The organism is Ruegeria sp. B11 (assembly GCF_056539785.1).
The window spans coordinates 182,491-196,571 of the sequence record NZ_JBQFVO010000005.1 but is presented as its reverse complement, the minus strand read 5'-3'; the positions used below and the strand labels follow the sequence as shown (position 1 = coordinate 196,571).

At 59.8% G+C, this 14,081-nt stretch carries 17 protein-coding genes; 3 read left to right on the top strand and 14 right to left on the bottom strand.

The window, feature by feature from the left end:
• Positions 1–8: 8 nt before the first annotated feature.
• The 5 genes from ACR0I1_RS16970 to ACR0I1_RS16950 form a co-directional block, all read right to left on the bottom strand.
• The gene (locus ACR0I1_RS16970; RefSeq protein ID WP_170425170.1) at positions 9–806 is read right to left on the bottom strand and encodes a class II glutamine amidotransferase; all 798 of its coding nucleotides are present in this window, start codon (positions 804–806) and stop codon (positions 9–11) included.
• 125 nt (positions 807–931) lie between these two features.
• Entirely contained in the window at positions 932–1,285 is a 354-nt protein-coding gene (locus ACR0I1_RS16965; RefSeq protein ID WP_170625094.1) for a hypothetical protein, read from the bottom strand.
• Between the two features lie 53 nt (positions 1,286–1,338).
• On the bottom strand, positions 1,339–4,794 hold the full coding sequence (locus ACR0I1_RS16960) for a chromosome segregation SMC family protein (RefSeq protein WP_480707381.1): 3,456 nt from the start codon (positions 4,792–4,794) through the stop codon (positions 1,339–1,341).
• 141 nt (positions 4,795–4,935) lie between these two features.
• The gene (locus tag ACR0I1_RS16955; RefSeq protein ID WP_480707380.1) at positions 4,936–5,331 is read right to left on the bottom strand and encodes a hypothetical protein; all 396 of its coding nucleotides are present in this window, start codon (positions 5,329–5,331) and stop codon (positions 4,936–4,938) included.
• 24 nt (positions 5,332–5,355) lie between these two features.
• Complete coding sequence (locus ACR0I1_RS16950; RefSeq protein ID WP_480707379.1) at positions 5,356–6,570, bottom strand: aminotransferase-like domain-containing protein; 1,215 nt, start codon at positions 6,568–6,570, stop codon at positions 5,356–5,358.
• A 151-nt stretch (positions 6,571–6,721) separates the two neighbouring features.
• Here ACR0I1_RS16950 and ACR0I1_RS16945 point away from each other — a divergent pair, with 151 nt between their 5' ends.
• Entirely contained in the window at positions 6,722–7,492 is a 771-nt protein-coding gene (locus ACR0I1_RS16945) for an FCD domain-containing protein (protein ID WP_170733729.1), read from the top strand.
• A gap of 81 nt (positions 7,493–7,573) precedes the next feature.
• On the opposite strand, the gene ACR0I1_RS16940 is transcribed toward ACR0I1_RS16945, so the two are convergent.
• The 5 genes from ACR0I1_RS16940 to ACR0I1_RS16920 form a co-directional block, all read right to left on the bottom strand.
• Positions 7,574–8,134, bottom strand: coding sequence for a F0F1 ATP synthase subunit B (locus ACR0I1_RS16940; RefSeq protein ID WP_170609767.1), 561 nt, complete (start codon positions 8,132–8,134; stop codon positions 7,574–7,576).
• Between the two features lie 5 nt (positions 8,135–8,139).
• Positions 8,140–8,691 (bottom strand): F0F1 ATP synthase subunit B', encoded by a 552-nt coding sequence (locus ACR0I1_RS16935; protein ID WP_170392646.1) that lies wholly within the window; start codon positions 8,689–8,691, stop codon positions 8,140–8,142.
• Positions 8,692–8,777: 86 nt separating this feature from the next.
• Positions 8,778–9,002, bottom strand: coding sequence for a F0F1 ATP synthase subunit C (locus tag ACR0I1_RS16930; protein WP_005981269.1), 225 nt, complete (start codon positions 9,000–9,002; stop codon positions 8,778–8,780).
• Positions 9,003–9,050: 48 nt separating this feature from the next.
• On the bottom strand, positions 9,051–9,809 hold the full coding sequence (locus ACR0I1_RS16925; protein WP_170392647.1) for a F0F1 ATP synthase subunit A: 759 nt from the start codon (positions 9,807–9,809) through the stop codon (positions 9,051–9,053).
• 2 nt (positions 9,810–9,811) lie between these two features.
• On the bottom strand, positions 9,812–10,144 hold the full coding sequence (locus ACR0I1_RS16920) for an AtpZ/AtpI family protein (protein ID WP_170392648.1): 333 nt from the start codon (positions 10,142–10,144) through the stop codon (positions 9,812–9,814).
• Between the two features lie 231 nt (positions 10,145–10,375).
• On the opposite strand from ACR0I1_RS16920, the gene ACR0I1_RS16915 reads away from it, so the two are divergent.
• Positions 10,376–10,708 (top strand): ArsR/SmtB family transcription factor, encoded by a 333-nt coding sequence (locus ACR0I1_RS16915; RefSeq protein WP_170392649.1) that lies wholly within the window; start codon positions 10,376–10,378, stop codon positions 10,706–10,708.
• On the opposite strand, the gene ACR0I1_RS16910 is transcribed toward ACR0I1_RS16915, so the two are convergent.
• The 4 genes from ACR0I1_RS16910 to ACR0I1_RS16895 all read right to left on the bottom strand — a co-directional run bounded on the left by ACR0I1_RS16910 (position 10,705) and on the right by ACR0I1_RS16895 (position 13,322).
• Positions 10,705–11,118, bottom strand: a complete 414-nt coding sequence (locus ACR0I1_RS16910) for a universal stress protein (RefSeq protein ID WP_170565112.1) — start codon at positions 11,116–11,118, stop codon at positions 10,705–10,707. The two genes, ACR0I1_RS16915 and ACR0I1_RS16910, sit on opposite strands and share 4 nt — an antisense overlap.
• Before the next feature lie 81 nt (positions 11,119–11,199).
• Positions 11,200–11,478, bottom strand: a complete 279-nt coding sequence (locus ACR0I1_RS16905; RefSeq protein ID WP_170425150.1) for a hypothetical protein — start codon at positions 11,476–11,478, stop codon at positions 11,200–11,202.
• 57 nt (positions 11,479–11,535) lie between these two features.
• Entirely contained in the window at positions 11,536–12,447 is a 912-nt protein-coding gene (locus ACR0I1_RS16900; RefSeq protein WP_480707378.1) for a DMT family transporter, read from the bottom strand.
• Positions 12,444–13,322 (bottom strand): LysR family transcriptional regulator, encoded by an 879-nt coding sequence (locus tag ACR0I1_RS16895; protein ID WP_170609772.1) that lies wholly within the window; start codon positions 13,320–13,322, stop codon positions 12,444–12,446. The genes ACR0I1_RS16900 and ACR0I1_RS16895 overlap by 4 nt, the downstream gene beginning before the upstream one ends.
• Positions 13,323–13,442: 120 nt before the next feature.
• Between ACR0I1_RS16895 and ACR0I1_RS16890 the strand changes: the two genes are divergently transcribed.
• The gene (locus ACR0I1_RS16890; protein WP_170648517.1) at positions 13,443–14,024 is read left to right on the top strand and encodes an NAD(P)H-dependent oxidoreductase; all 582 of its coding nucleotides are present in this window, start codon (positions 13,443–13,445) and stop codon (positions 14,022–14,024) included.
• Positions 14,025–14,081: the final 57 nt, after the last annotated feature.

Genomic DNA, 14,081 nt, shown 5'->3' with positions numbered 1-14,081 from the left:
GTCAGCGCCTAGGCAACCTTTGCAGGTTCACGTTTCACTGACGGATCAAACGCATGGATAGATACCAGCGAGCCTTCTGTGACGATGGCGGTATTGGGCTGTATTTCAACCCAGCCGTCACTGTCTGCATCAAGCGGCTCGGAAGATATCACTATCCCGTCTTCAGAGGCCCGGTAATGCAAACTGGGTGCATAACGATCAGACGCATAGCGCGCCGCAAATACACGGCTGCCATCTGACCAGCACGCAGCGAACCGCATATAAGGCGACGATCCGCATTGTCGGGACAGCGCTTCCACCCGCCCCACGGCCCGTGCCATTGCGTCGATCGGATTTGAATCCAGACCTTCGCCATGAGCAATCAAAAAGATCGCTTCACTTTCTGTCGCACCCATTCGGTGCCCGTATAAATGTGCCGGGATCATAGCATCGAGCTGCTGCCGGATTTGGTCATGCCCTCCAGCCTGGCCATTGTGCATGAAGCTCCATTTGCCAAATCCAAATGGGTGACAGTTGTTGCGCGAGGTCGCAGTGCCTGTCGACGCTCTTACATGGGCCAAAAACAGTCGTGATCGTGTGTGATGAGCCAGTTGTTTGAGATTTGCATCGGACCACGCGGGATGAGTGTCCTTGTAGAAACAGGGCGTTTCGCGATCAGAATACCAGGCCAGTCCAAACCCATCGGCATTGATTGGTGTCTTCCCAATCAACGCGTTGCGGCTTTGAATGACAAGCGATTGCTCTTGCTCCTGAATCAATTCATCCAGATATCGCTGCTCCCCAACCCAAGCCAAAAAACGGCACATTTGGCATCCCCATCAGTTTTTCGATCCAGGGCATTCTACAACTTGATTTGACGATGATTATCCCGTTTTCTTCCGTTTTTACTCAAAGCCTCTATCAAATTTACCAATAGATCGGGAATAACAGATCAATTACTCGCTCTGACCGGATAGCGATCGCCTTTCTCGTCGATCAGGATCAACCGCTCACCACTGCGGACATATAGGTCGCATCGACTGAACCCATTGCGATACGCGATGCAAACACTGCCGTCCCCGGCGATGGAATAGGTGCCAAAGGCGGATTCTCCGCTGGCATAGGTATAGGAATAGGCCCCTCCGGCCGAGTATTTGGACTGACCGTCATCATAGAATGTCAGAGTCTGGCCCGCCAAAGCCTCAAGCTCTTGCGGAGAAAGCGGCTGGTCTCCGGGTTTAGTGGCCCATTCGGCGGCCGCAAGTGGGGTGGCGCATAGCAGAAAAAAGATCAGTGATCGGGTCATACGCTACCCTAACCCGGCAAGCCGGGAATGGGTCATAACGTTGCGGTGATCGCTCAGGCGACCATCTGCTCGGCCTTTTTCAGGTCGACCGAGACCAGCTGGCTGACGCCCTGTTCCTGCATCGTCACGCCAAACAGACGGTCCATCCGCGCCATGGTCACCGCGTGGTGGGTGATGATCAGGAAACGCGTATCGGTCTGGCGGCACATCTCGTCCAGCAAGTCGCAGAAGCGGGTGACGTTGGCATCGTCCAGCGGGGCGTCGACCTCATCCAGCACACAGATCGGGGCGGGGTTGGCAAGGAACACGCCAAAGATCAACGCCGTCGCGGTCAGGGTCTGTTCGCCGCCCGAAAGCAGGCTGAGAGTCGAGAGCTTTTTGCCCGGCGGCTGGCACATGATCTCAAGGCCCGCATCCAGCGGATCGTCGCTTTCGACCATGACCAGATTGGCCTCACCGCCACCAAACAGGTGCTTGAACAGCATGGCGAAGTTGGAATTCACCTGCTCGAACGCGGTCAGCAGGCGTTCGCGACCCTCGCGGTTGAGGCTGGCGATGCCGCTGCGCAGGGCCTTGATCGCCTCCTCCAGATCGGCCTTTTCGCCGTTCAGCGTGTCGAATTCTTCCTGAACTTCTTTGCTGTCCTCTTCAGCCCGTAGGTTCACTGCGCCCATGGCGTCGCGCTGACGCTTGTGGCGGTTCACTTCGGCTTCAAGTGCGTCGGCGGCGGGCATCTGGTCAGGGTTCACGTCCAGTTGGTTCAGCAGCTGGTTCGGCGTCAGTTGCTGATCCTCGGCAATGCGTTCTGCTGCGGCGACTACGCTTTCCTTGGCGGCGTCGCAACGCGCCTCAGCCGCCGCGCGGCTTTCGCGCGCCTCCGAGGCCAGACGTTCGGCTTCGCGCTCGGCAAGAACCACCTCGCGCTGCTGGGTCTCGGCCTCGGCCAACTTGTCGGCGGCTTCGGCGCGCCGAGCCTCAGCGGTTTCGATCAGCTCGTTCAGTTCTTCCCGTGCCTCGGCGATTTCGCTGGGGGCCGCCATCGCCTCCGTCAGTTCTTCTTCCGAGCCTTCCTTGCGTTCGGCCAGTTCCGATATCCGCTTTTCCGCCGTTTCCAGACGATGCCGCCAACCGCTGAGGTCCTTAGTCACCTCCTGCGTGCGCCGGGTGCGCGCCTCGCCCTCGCGGCGCAATTCATCATGCGTCGAGCGGTGGGTCAGCATGGTGATCCGCGCCGCCTCGACCGTCTGCTTGATGTCCTCGACCTGCGCGCGGGCGCTGTCGAGATCGCCCAGGCCAGTCAACGCGCCTTCAGCCTCACGCAGTTGTGCACGGGCGGACATGGCGTCTTCCTTATGACGGTCGACCGCGAGTGTCAGTGTTTCCAGCTTGCCCTGCGCCAGATTTCGATCCGCCTCAGCCCGGCTGAGCATCCGCGCGGTTTCCGCCATGCGCTGATCCGCGGCACGGCGGGCCTCGCGGGCGCGGCGGTCGGCTTCGGTGACGTCGGCCAGTTGCTGCGACAGCGCTTCATGCGCGGCGCGCGCGCCGTCGGCCTGCGCCTCGGTGCGTGTCAGTTCCTGTTTCAGCGCCTCAAGCTTGTTGAGCTGTTCCAAACGCAGGGCGGCAGCGCTTGGTGCATCCTCGGCCCAGGCGCGGAATCCGTCCCAGCGCCACAAATCTCCCGAGCGTGAGACCAAGCGTTGACCCGGTTTCAACGACGCCTGCAGGCGCGCGCCCTGATCCGCATCGACCAGACCGATCTGCGCAATACGGCGACTTAGGCGGTCGGGGCCGGACACATGCAACGCCAGCGGCTCGGCCCCGTCGGGCAAGGGCTGGTCGCTGTCATAGCCCGCTACCTGCACCCAACCTGAAGGTCCGTCGCCCTCGACCAACGGTGCACGCAGGTCATCCGCCAGCGCAGCCCCCAATGCCTTTTCAAAGCCCGTTGCCACCCGCAGCATGTCGAGCACTTGCCCACCCTCAGCCGTGTCGCGTTCGACCAGCTTGGCCAGCGCGGTGGTCTCGGCCCTTATCGCGCCCAGTTCACCCTCGGCCTCGGAGCGTTTGGCGCGGGCCTCGGCCTCACGCGCCTGCGTGTCGTTGCGCAGTTCGTCGGCGGCGGCCAGTGCTTCTTCCGCTGCCTCAGCAGCTTCGCGGGCTTCTTCCTCACCCTCTTGCGCGGTCTCGAACGCCTCGCTGGCACGGGAAAGGGCATTGCGCGCCTCGTCCACGGCGGCGCGGGCCTTTTCTTCCTCGCCCTCGGAACGAGCCAGTGTCTTGCGGCTGTCTTCAACCAGTCGTTGCGCCGATTGGTGGCGGGCCACCAGACGGGCCATGTCTTCGGTTTCCTGCGACAGGTGATCTTCGCGATCCTGCAACACCGACGCGGCCTCGCGCGCAACTTCAGCAGCTTCAGCGACCTTTTCGTCATAGCCATCGGCGGCTTTTGCAAGCTCGCGGGCCTCCCATTCGAGCCGTTCGATCATCTCACCCGCGTCCCGGTTCAGACCGGATTCGCGTTCGATGTCGTTGCCCAATTGCTGGATACGGTTGGTCAGAGTCTCGATCGTCTGGCGTGCGCGGGTTTCCTGATCCGACAGCTGATCGCGCTGCACCTGCTGGCGCTGCAGGACGGCTGCGGCGATGGCCTCTTCCTCACGCAGGGGCGGCAGGGTTTCCTCGATCTCAGCGCGTTTGGCGGCGGATTCACGGGCGGATGCCTCGGCGCGAGAGGCTTCGGTGATCCGGTCGCGTAGCTTTTCCTCGGCCGCCTGACGGGCCATGTCGGCCTCTTTCCAACGGCGATATAGCAGCATCCCTTCGGCCTGACGCAACAGCTCGCCGATCTCGCGATACCGCGCCGCCTGCCGGGCCTGACGGGCGAGTTGTGCCAACTGCCCGCCCAATTGTTCCAGCACGTCATCCACGCGGGTCAGGTTGGCCTCGGTGCCTTTCAGTTTCAGTTCTGCCTCGTGGCGGCGTTGATAAAGCCCGGAGATGCCGGCGGCCTCTTCCAGAATGCGACGTCGTGCGCGGGGTTTGGCGTTGATCAGTTCGGCAATGCGGTTTTGCCCCACCAGCGCAGGCGAATGCGCACCGGTCGAGGCGTCCGCGAACAGCATTTGAACGTCGCGGGCGCGCACGTCCTTGCCGTTGGTCTTGTAGGCACTGCCCACATCGCGGGTGATGCGGCGGACAATTTCCAACTGGTCGCTGTCGTTGAAGCCGGATGGCGCCAAACGTTCCGAGTTGTCCATGGTCAGGACCACCTCGGCAAAGTTGCGCGCAGGCCGAGTGGCAGCGCCCGCAAAGATCACATCTTCCATCGCGCCACCGCGCATGGATTTGGGACGGTTTTCACCCATCACCCAGCGCAACGCTTCCAGCAGATTGGACTTGCCGCAGCCGTTCGGACCAACCACTCCGGTCAGCCCGTCCGCGATGATCAGATCGGTCGGGTCCACGAAGCTTTTGAAGCCGGTCAGTTTGAGTTTGCTAAAGCGCAATGGCTGCTCTTGGTATGATTCCTATGGGTAAGAAGTCTGCGCAACGGATGGGGGAGGTGTCAACGTGATTGCGCAGGATATGGGAGATTGGACCAAGTTATCCACAACATCTTGGCAAAACTACGCGGAGTCTCGCGTATCTCAGTAAGGCGAGCATTCAAAGACCTGATATCCGTAGTCTTCGTAATATCCGTAATCAACGCATTCATAGGGACGGCGAAGGAGTGCGCCGAAAATCAGTTTTTCCCCCAGTTCCTGGTCGCAGCCCAGCACGCCCACAGTGACGGCCGCATCGCCAAGAACGTCCAGAAGCGGGCAACCCGAGACCTGTGCCATGGCCAGCGCGGCCTGGTCACGGATCGGACCCAGACGCGGCGCGTATTGCGGGTTCACGCGGACGGCCTCGGCCAGTTCATTGCGGACGCGGACGTCGAAGATACTGCCATTCACCGCGACGCGCGTTGCGGGCAAGTCGCGAAAATAGGGTGTACCACCCGAGCAGGCGGCGAGGCACAGGAAAGCGAGCACGCGGATCATGCTGCTTTATTAGCGACAATATGGTTAATGAAACCTTTCCCCGGTACAGGCGCGCAACACTTCTCCTAACCGGCGTATACCCTCGCGGATCGTGTTCTCATCCGAGTTGGAAAAACTCAGTCGAATGGTATTGGACCCGGTGTCGTCGGGATAGAAAGCCTGACCAGGGACAAAGGCCAGCTTGAACGTTTCCAGCGCCCTCGCCAGCAGGTCGGCGCCGTTCATTCCCTTGGGCAGAATGACCCAAATGAACATGCCGCCCTCGGGTCGGGTCCAGTCGACGCCATTGGGCATGTGTTCTTTGAGCGCCTCAAGCATCGCATCGCGGCGCGCGGCATAGGTCTGGCGCAGCATGGGGACATGAGTGTCAAAGCGATCCCGTGCCACCTGATACACCGCCATCTGGTTGATCGTAGAAGAATGCAGATCAGCCGCCTGTTTCAGCAGCACCAATTGCGAGATCACCGGTTTTGCTGCAACCACCCAACCCAGCCGCAACCCCGGTGAAAGAGTTTTCGAGAAGCTGCCGCAATAGATCGTCCGGCAGTTCTCGATCGATCCCTTGCGCGCCTGTTCTAACGCGAGGATCGGAGGGATCGGATCGCCGTCATAGCACAGCGCCTGATAGGCTCCGTCCTCGATCACTGCGCAATCCAATTCATCTGCCAGATCGAGCAGCGCCTCCCTGCCCCGCAGATCGACCGTCTCACCAGTCGGATTTGCAAAATCGGCGGAGAGATAAGCGAATTTGATCGGGCTATTGCCGGCGGCGGCCTGGTATTCGGCAGCCCCGCGATTGCCATTGATGCTAAGCTGGTCAAAGCGTGGCTCATAAGCGTCAAACGCATTGAGCGCGCCCAGATATGTGGGCCACCCAACCAACGCAGTATCACCCGGTGACAAGAACAACTTACCCAAGTAATCCAGCGCTTGCTGCGAGCCTGAGGTGATCAGGATGTTGTCGATTCCGCACGTAACGCCGATCCCACGCATATGGTCGGCCAGCCATTCACGCAGCGGGGCATAGCCCTCGCTGACCGAATATTGCAGCGCCTGCGCCTGTTGATCTGGGCCAAGCGCATTTTGAAACGCTTCGGCGAAAGCCTCTGCTGGAAACAAAGCGGGGTCGGGAATACCGCCTGCGAAGGAAATGATACCGGGCTCGCCCAGCAGTTTCAGCAATTCGCGGATTTCGGAAGCCTTCATCCGAGCGGTTCGGGTGGCGTAGAGCTGATCCATCGTAGGGGGCCTCCTCCGCCCTTGGGTCGCAGATTAGGCAACGCGCCTCTTATGTCAATAATTCTGACCTAATGTTTCAACCTCTGTGAGCGACTTGAACGCCCCTTACAAACGTGGTCAAGTGATTTGACCAATTCCAAGTGGTAGCCACATGCCTTTTCAAAAAGTTCAAACCGAAAAACTGTCACTGGCTGTTGTGCGCCAGATCGAACTGCTGATCCTGCGCGGCATTCTGCGCCCCGGAGAACGCCTGCCCTCAGAACGGGAGCTGGCCGAGCGGATGGGCGTGTCGCGCCCGTCGCTGCGCGAGGCAATCTCGGACCTCCAGGAGCAGGGATTGCTGACTGCCAAGGCCGGATCGGGCATCTATGTGGCCGAGGTTCTGGGCTCGGCCTTCGCGCCAGCTTTGATCCGGTTGTTCGGCAATCACGACGAGGCAGTGTTCGACTATCTCTCATTCCGGCGTGACATGGAGGGTCTAGCGGCTGAGCGTGCCGCCCGCATGGGCTCGGGCAGCGATCTGAAGGTGGTGCAGACCATACTGGACAAGATGGAAGACGCCCACGCCCGCAATGCAGCCGAAGAAGAGGCGCATCTGGACGCCCAGTTCCATATGGCGATCATCGAGGCCAGTCATAACGTGGTGATGCTGCATATGATGCGGTCGATGTTCGATCTGCTGCGGCAGGGCGTATTCTACAACCGACAGATCATGTTCCAGCAACGCACCACCCGCGACGCAATTCTGGACCAGCACCGCGCCATCAACACAGCCCTGCAGGACCGCGACCCGAGAGGGGCACGGAAGGCGGTCGAAGATCATCTGAACTTTGTCAAAAGCTGCATGGCCGATCAGCAGAAGGCCCTGCGCAATGAAGAGATCGCGCAACAGCGTTTGAAGCACGAGACTGGAGAGGTCTGATCCTTCAAACTGGGAGCCACAAAAAGAAAAAACCCGAGAGCCTGAGGCCCTCGGGTTTTTCAAATCATATGATCCAGGCGATCAGTGTAGCTTTTCACCCACATCCGCGATGGATGCATCGATCAACTTATTCGCCTGCGTTGCGGTCATCTGTTTGGCCAGCACGGCGTTGGCTGCCGAAACCGCTACGGTGATGGCCTGATCGCGAACTTCTTTAACTGCAGAAGCCTCGGCCGATGCGATCTGATCCTGCGCCGCGGCCAAACGGCGCGCGATGGATTTTTCCAGATCAACCTTGGCCTGCTCTGCCGCCAAAGCCGCATCTTCTTTGGCTGCGGCTACGATGGCGTCTGCCTGAGACTGCACTTCACGCTGCTTGCGCTCGTACGAGGCCAACAGGCTGCGTGCTTCTTCATGCAGGGCGCGGGCTTCGTCCAGCTCGGCTTGAATACCTTCGGCGCGATTGTCCAGCGCACCACCAATCATACCGGGGACCTTGAAGTAGAACAGGACCGCGATAAAGACGATGAAGCCCAGAGTGACGACAAAGTCAGTGTTGGCAAGCGAGAAGAACGGGCCGCTTGCGGCCAGCGCGGGGCTGGCGGCACCAACGGTCAGGATAAGGGCAAGAGTGTTCCGCATGTCACTTATCCTTTCGTCTGCGCATCTACTGCACTGTTGATGGCTTTGGCATCCGCCTCGCCGCCCAGTGCTGTGACCAGTTCAGCCGCCGTATCCTTGGCAACCACTTGAATGCTTTCCAGCGCACCGGCACGGATTTCGGCAATTGCCTTTTCCGATTCAGCCGCCTTTGCAGCGATTTCCGCATCCGCCTTGGCAATCGCGTCATCCAGACCAGACTGGATTTCGGCGCGGGCTTCCGCTGCGATACGCTGAGCCTCAGAACGGGCATCGGCCAGCGCTTTGTTATAGGCCTCTTCGGCCTCGACCGCTTTGGCCTTCAGATCTTCGGCCGCAGCCAGGTCATTTGTAATGGTCCCCTGGCGTTCAGCCAGGATTGCCGCGATGCGGGGCAGAGCCACGCGGGACAGGACCAGAAAGATGACGACCAGCGTGATGACCAGCCAGAAAATCTGGTTGGGGAACCAATCGAAGCAGAGCTGCGGCATCCCGACGGCGTAGCCGCTGGAATCAACGCATGTGCCTACTACTTCTTCAGCAATGGGTTCAGTCGCCATGATGTCCTCCGTCGGAACGTTGTCTTTACAACAGATGGGCCGCTATGGCTTGGGCCCATCTGCGCGTAAGGATCAGGTTCCGCAGATTATACGGCGAACATCAGCAGCAGCGAGACCAGGAATGCGAAGATGCCCAGCGCTTCTGCGAACGCGATACCGATGAACAGGGTTGCGGTCTGCGAAGCAGCCGCCGAAGGGTTGCGCAGGGCGCCTGCCAGGAAGTTGCCTGCAACGTTGCCCACCCCGATTGCGGCTGCGCCGGAACCGATTGCTGCCAGGCCTGCGCCGATGTGTGCGAGATCGCCTTCCATGAGAATTCTCCTTACGATTTGGAAGTTTCGATGTTGGGGGTTCGGACCTTAGTGCGACGGATGCAGCGCATCTTTCAGATACACACAGGTCAGAATGGTGAAGACGTAGGCCTGAATGAAGGACACGAGGACCTCAAGGCCATACATTGCGGTGATCGCCAGAACCGACACAGGCGAGATCACGGCAATCGCGGCAAAGCCTGCGAACACCTTGATAACCGCGTGGCCTGCCATGACGTTACCGGCAAGACGAATGGAGTGGCTGACCGGGCGTACGAAGTACGAGATCAGCTCGATAATCGCCAGAACAGGGCGCAGCGCCAGCGGCGCGCTGGAGACCCAGAACAAGCCCAAGAACGCAGCGCCGTTCTTGACGAAACCCAAAACGGTCACGGTCAGGAACACGGCCAGCGCCAGCGGGATGGTCACGGCGAAATGCGATGTGGTGGTGAAGGACATGGGCAACATGCCCAGGAAGTTCGCGCAGACGATGAACATGAAAAGGGTCATGACATAGGGGAAGTACTTGACGCCTTCCTTGCCGCAGATGTCTTCCAGCATCTTGTAGATGAAACCATAGGCCAGCTCGGCCACCGACTGCATCCGCGTCGGAACAATGGCGCGCTTGGACGTGCTGAGAACCAGCAGGGCAAAGATCGCGGCAATCGCCAGGAACAGCCACAGGGTCACGTTTGTGGGCGTGTACCAGGCAATCGCACCGTCGCCGAACAACGGCTTGACGATAAACTGGTCCATTGGATGGAAAGCCAGGCTGCTGCCTTTTTCTGCGGTGGTCTCGGTTGCCACGTTCAGTCCCTCTCGTCCTTCTCGGTCGCGCTTGCGGCCGCTTGTTTCTCTTGAACCTCTTTCGCGCTGCGGAGCATAACCTTCACGCCCGCGACAAGGCCCAGCAATGTGAACAGCACCAGAAAGATCGGGATCGTCCCGAGCAGGCTGTCCAGCCCGTATCCGATGCCAAATCCGATCCCCAGACCGGAAACCATTTCGATGACCATCCTCCAGGCAAGCTCGCCTCCGGATACGTCAGCATCCGCACGAGGTTTCGGCGCTTTGGCCTTTTTCGCCGCTTCGATCTTGGCCTCCAGCTGCGCCATACGCTGCTTTTGGTCATCTTCGGTCACGGGCGTTTCCCTCGCACAGTCTTGGGTAGGGTGCTAAGGGGCTGAAGGCGCAGAGTCAACGGCAATGAAGCCGCAGCATGAACGTCGCTAAGTATATGATTTTTATAATAATATTACAGACCACGCGAAACCTGCCGATGGCGTATAATTCGCTGACCGGGCGGATAAGCCTGAATCCGCATATTCAACCAAATGGTTGACCAAACTCACAGGCTATGGTTCAGCGGAACCATGTCCAACGACCTCGACACTGTCTTCGCAGCCCTCGCCGATCCCACCCGCCGTGCCATCTTAGCGATGCTGCTGGAAGATGACATGGCCGTCACCGACGTGGCCGAACCGTTCGAAATGTCGCTGGCCGCGATTTCAAAGCATCTGGTGATCCTGACCAAAGCAGGTCTGATTTCTCAGGAAAAACGCGGACGGGTGAAGTGGTGCAAACTTGAACCCGACGCGCTTCGTGCGGCCTCGGTTTGGATGCAGGGGTTCGGACAGTTCGAACCGGTCAATCTGGATGCGTTCGAGCGGTTTCTTGAAGTTGAACTGCCCCCGGATGAGGCCTAACGCACAACTAAGACCGACATGCTGGCGTGTTTGGCCAGATATCCCGCGTGGCTGGACAGGATATAGTCTGTGATCCGGGGTGCATGGGTTCCCACAACAATCAGATCGGCCCCCATTTCCTCTGCTGCGTGGGTCAGGTCCTTGTCGATCTCGACCGCGACATCAACCGAATGAATGTTGCGTGTGTCCACCTGCGCCCCGCTTTGCATCGCGATTTCATTGGCGCAGGTCAGCAATTCTTGTTTGATCGCGTCTGTTGTCAGTTGGCTATCCCCAGGCTGTGGGCCGGTGACGCTGACGATGGTCACTTTGGCGCCCTGCCATTTGGCCAAATGCGCGGCAACCTCGGTGGCTTTCTTGACCTCGGGCGGCAAGTGCAGGTCGACCGGGACCATGATGTGTTTGAACATATTGGCGTCCTCCTGATCCTGAGATATGTCGACCCGGGCAGTTCGCCAGTCTGACCCGTCGGGACGATCCAAACGGCAGGCTCAGCCCTCGCGGCTATATTCCACCCCGGTCACAACCCCCGTTGGGTCGGCACGACAGAGCCACGGAGCCTCGGCCCCTGCCACGAATACGCTGGTGACCGAGCCTGTCGGGCTGGACTGGGTAGACATCGCTTTGACACCATCAGGCCCTGTGCCGGTTTCGGCGCCCACCAGAGCTTCGCAGCTGGCTTGCAGGTCCGCCTCTGCAGCGTCTTTCGCGCCACCGGGGGCACAGGCGGACAGCGCCAGCAATGCGGGAATAAGTGACATTGTTTTCATGGCCCAGCTCCTTGGTGGTGACAGGCAGGCTGCCACATCAGGTAGATATCACAAGCTTCAATTCGAGCGCACCGGAGTGTTTGCAGGCGCGTCTTCTCCTTTCAGCAGCAACAACAGCGCAACAGCGGTGAGCCCGGCACCAACCAACACCAATGCCGTCGGCGCAGGACGTCCCAGGGCGATTTCCCACAGGATCACCCAGGTGGGCGTCAGGTAAGTGTAAGCCATGACCTTTGCCGCGGGCAAACGCAGGGCTGCAAACTGAACCAGTACAAAACTGGCGGCGGTCGCAAACAACGAGATATAAAGCAGCGTCACCCAGACAATCCCGGGAAGGTTGCCCCAATCTACTGCACGGATATCGGACCAGCCCCAGACCGTCAGGATCAAACACCCCGCAACCAACGTACCGAAGGTGAACACCACCGCAGGCTCGCCCCGGTTCAATCGCCGTATCATCGGCGTATAGACGGCGTGCGCGGCGCAACCCCAGAAATAGATGATCTCGCCGCCTCCGATCTCGAAGACCTGAAAGGCTTGCCAATCCGCTCTGAAGATCACCCACAGCGCACCGACCGCACCGACCGTCAGGGCCAGCGCCATGCGTGGGGTGGTGATCTGGCGCAGCAGCACCCACCCGGCCAGCGCCGACATGACCGGGGTCAGCGTAAAGACCGCCGCCGCGCTGACCGGGGGAGCGGTTTTCAATCCGTAGAACATCAGGACAAAGTAGGCTCCGAACAATCCGCCAAGCACCAGATAGCGCCATGGTGCCCGAGCCGCGCTGCGCGGAATGCCCGTTGTGGCAATCGCAGCGATGCCGATCACAACCGCCGCAATCGCAAAGCGCGCTGCCGTGATCGCCGACGGTGCGATCTCATTTGCCGCCATTGAGCCAAGCGAGAAACTGCCCGCCACCAAAGCCGAGAATGTTAGCATGGCCAGATGGCCGCGCGCCTGCGGTGTCACGGCAGCCAGCCCTTGGATTGATCTTTCAGGAAGGATAGGAAGGCCTGCACCTTAGTGGTCCGGTGCAGATCCACATGAGTCACCAACCACAGCTTGCCAGACCACTCGGGCAACGGTGCCATCACCTCGACCAGATCGGGATCGCGCGCGGCCTCCCAACGGGCCATAAAGCCGATGCCTGCACCGGCCAGAACAGCCTCTCGCATACAGAAATTATTGGTGCAGCGGAAAGTGATCGCCTGCTCCGGCGCGTTGGCACGCAGCCAGCGGGAAAACGGCGCGCGGCTGTTTTCATCATCATTGCCCACGAAGTAGTGATTGGCGAAATCTGCAACGTTTGCAGGTTTGCCGTGGCGCGCGAGATAGGCCTTGCTAGCGAATAGTCCGACCTCTTGTGGAATGAACGGCTGCACCACATTGTCCGGTTGATCCGGCGCGGCCCCGGCGCGGATCGCCACATGCGCCTCGCCATATTCCAACCGGAACAGGCGGTCGCCGGTCAGATAGCGCACGATCAATCCCGGGTGGGTCTGCTGGAACTCGGTCAGCGTCGGTACGATGAGCGGGGCCAGTGAGGCCAGTGAGGTGACCACGATCTCGCCCGAGACATCGTCTCCGCGCCCCTTCATGCGACCGACCAACTGGTTGAACTGATCTTCGGTTGCCTGCGCGACCCGCAACAGGTCCTCACCCGCTTCGGTTGGTGTGTACCCACGCGCGTGACGCTGGAATAGTTTGACGCCCAACCGTGCCTCGATCGCATCGATATGGCGGATCACGGTGGCGTGGTGCACACCCAGCACATCCGCCGCGCCGCTGACCGTTCCCATGCGCGCCACCTGATAGGCGGTTCTCACTTCATCCCAATTGTCCATTGCATCTGATCCAATGTGCAAATTCTAACAATGCTTGTTGATATATCCGAGTTTTGTTCATGCACGCAACAGCCATATTGGGGCAACAGAAGCTAATTCCGCAACAAAGGACGCCCCGAAATGACCAAAACCATCCTGCATATCGACGCCTCGGCCCGCCGCACTGGATCTGCCACCCGCGATCTGTCCGACCGCGTGGTTCGCCACCTGAACGCCAGCCGCATCATCCGCCGCGATCTGGCCACCCCCCTGCCCCTGCTGACCGAAGACTGGATCGGCGCCAATTTCACCCCCGCCGAACAGCGTGACGCGGTACAGAAAGACCTGCTGGCCCTGTCGGACGAATTGGTGTCCGAGTTGCAAAAGGCCGACACGATCGTCATCGGCCTGCCGATCTACAACTTCTCAGTTCCCGCCGCGTTCAAGGCCTGGATTGATCTGGTCGCCCGTGCCGGTCTGACATTCTCCTATTCCGAAGAAGGACCGAAAGGTCTGCTGGAAGGCAAACGCGCCATCCTTGCTGTTGCATCAGGCGGTACGGCGGTGGGCTCCGAGATCGACTTTGCCACCACCTATGCGCGCCATGTTCTGGGCTTCATCGGCATCCATGATGTCGAAGTCATCGCCGCAGATCGCATGGCACTGGACCCCGAAACAACCCTGTCCAATGCGCAGAAAGCTGTCACCAAACTGGCAGCCTGATTGACCTGCCCCCCTTGAACCGTCCAGTCTGCGCCGAGGCAAATCGGCAGACTGGGC

What these genes read in the sequence shown, in the direction of transcription:
- ACR0I1_RS16910 (WP_170565112.1), bottom strand. Translation starts at nt 11,118, where the DNA reads ATGTTCAAACACATCATGGTCCCGGTCGACCTGCACTTGCCGCCCGAG.
- ACR0I1_RS16890 (WP_170648517.1), top strand. Translation starts at nt 13,443, where the DNA reads ATGACCAAAACCATCCTGCATATCGACGCCTCGGCCCGCCGCACTGGA.
- ACR0I1_RS16895 (WP_170609772.1), bottom strand. Translation starts at nt 13,322, where the DNA reads ATGGACAATTGGGATGAAGTGAGAACCGCCTATCAGGTGGCGCGCATG.
- ACR0I1_RS16945 (WP_170733729.1), top strand. Translation starts at nt 6,722, where the DNA reads ATGCCTTTTCAAAAAGTTCAAACCGAAAAACTGTCACTGGCTGTTGTG.
- ACR0I1_RS16950 (WP_480707379.1), bottom strand. Translation starts at nt 6,570, where the DNA reads ATGGATCAGCTCTACGCCACCCGAACCGCTCGGATGAAGGCTTCCGAA.
- ACR0I1_RS16955 (WP_480707380.1), bottom strand. Translation starts at nt 5,331, where the DNA reads ATGATCCGCGTGCTCGCTTTCCTGTGCCTCGCCGCCTGCTCGGGTGGT.
- ACR0I1_RS16905 (WP_170425150.1), bottom strand. Translation starts at nt 11,478, where the DNA reads ATGAAAACAATGTCACTTATTCCCGCATTGCTGGCGCTGTCCGCCTGT.
- ACR0I1_RS16970 (WP_170425170.1), bottom strand. Translation starts at nt 806, where the DNA reads ATGTGCCGTTTTTTGGCTTGGGTTGGGGAGCAGCGATATCTGGATGAA.
- ACR0I1_RS16935 (WP_170392646.1), bottom strand. Translation starts at nt 8,691, where the DNA reads ATGGCGACTGAACCCATTGCTGAAGAAGTAGTAGGCACATGCGTTGAT.
- ACR0I1_RS16965 (WP_170625094.1), bottom strand. Translation starts at nt 1,285, where the DNA reads ATGACCCGATCACTGATCTTTTTTCTGCTATGCGCCACCCCACTTGCG.
- ACR0I1_RS16915 (WP_170392649.1), top strand. Translation starts at nt 10,376, where the DNA reads ATGTCCAACGACCTCGACACTGTCTTCGCAGCCCTCGCCGATCCCACC.
- ACR0I1_RS16930 (WP_005981269.1), bottom strand. Translation starts at nt 9,002, where the DNA reads ATGGAAGGCGATCTCGCACACATCGGCGCAGGCCTGGCAGCAATCGGT.
- ACR0I1_RS16940 (WP_170609767.1), bottom strand. Translation starts at nt 8,134, where the DNA reads ATGCGGAACACTCTTGCCCTTATCCTGACCGTTGGTGCCGCCAGCCCC.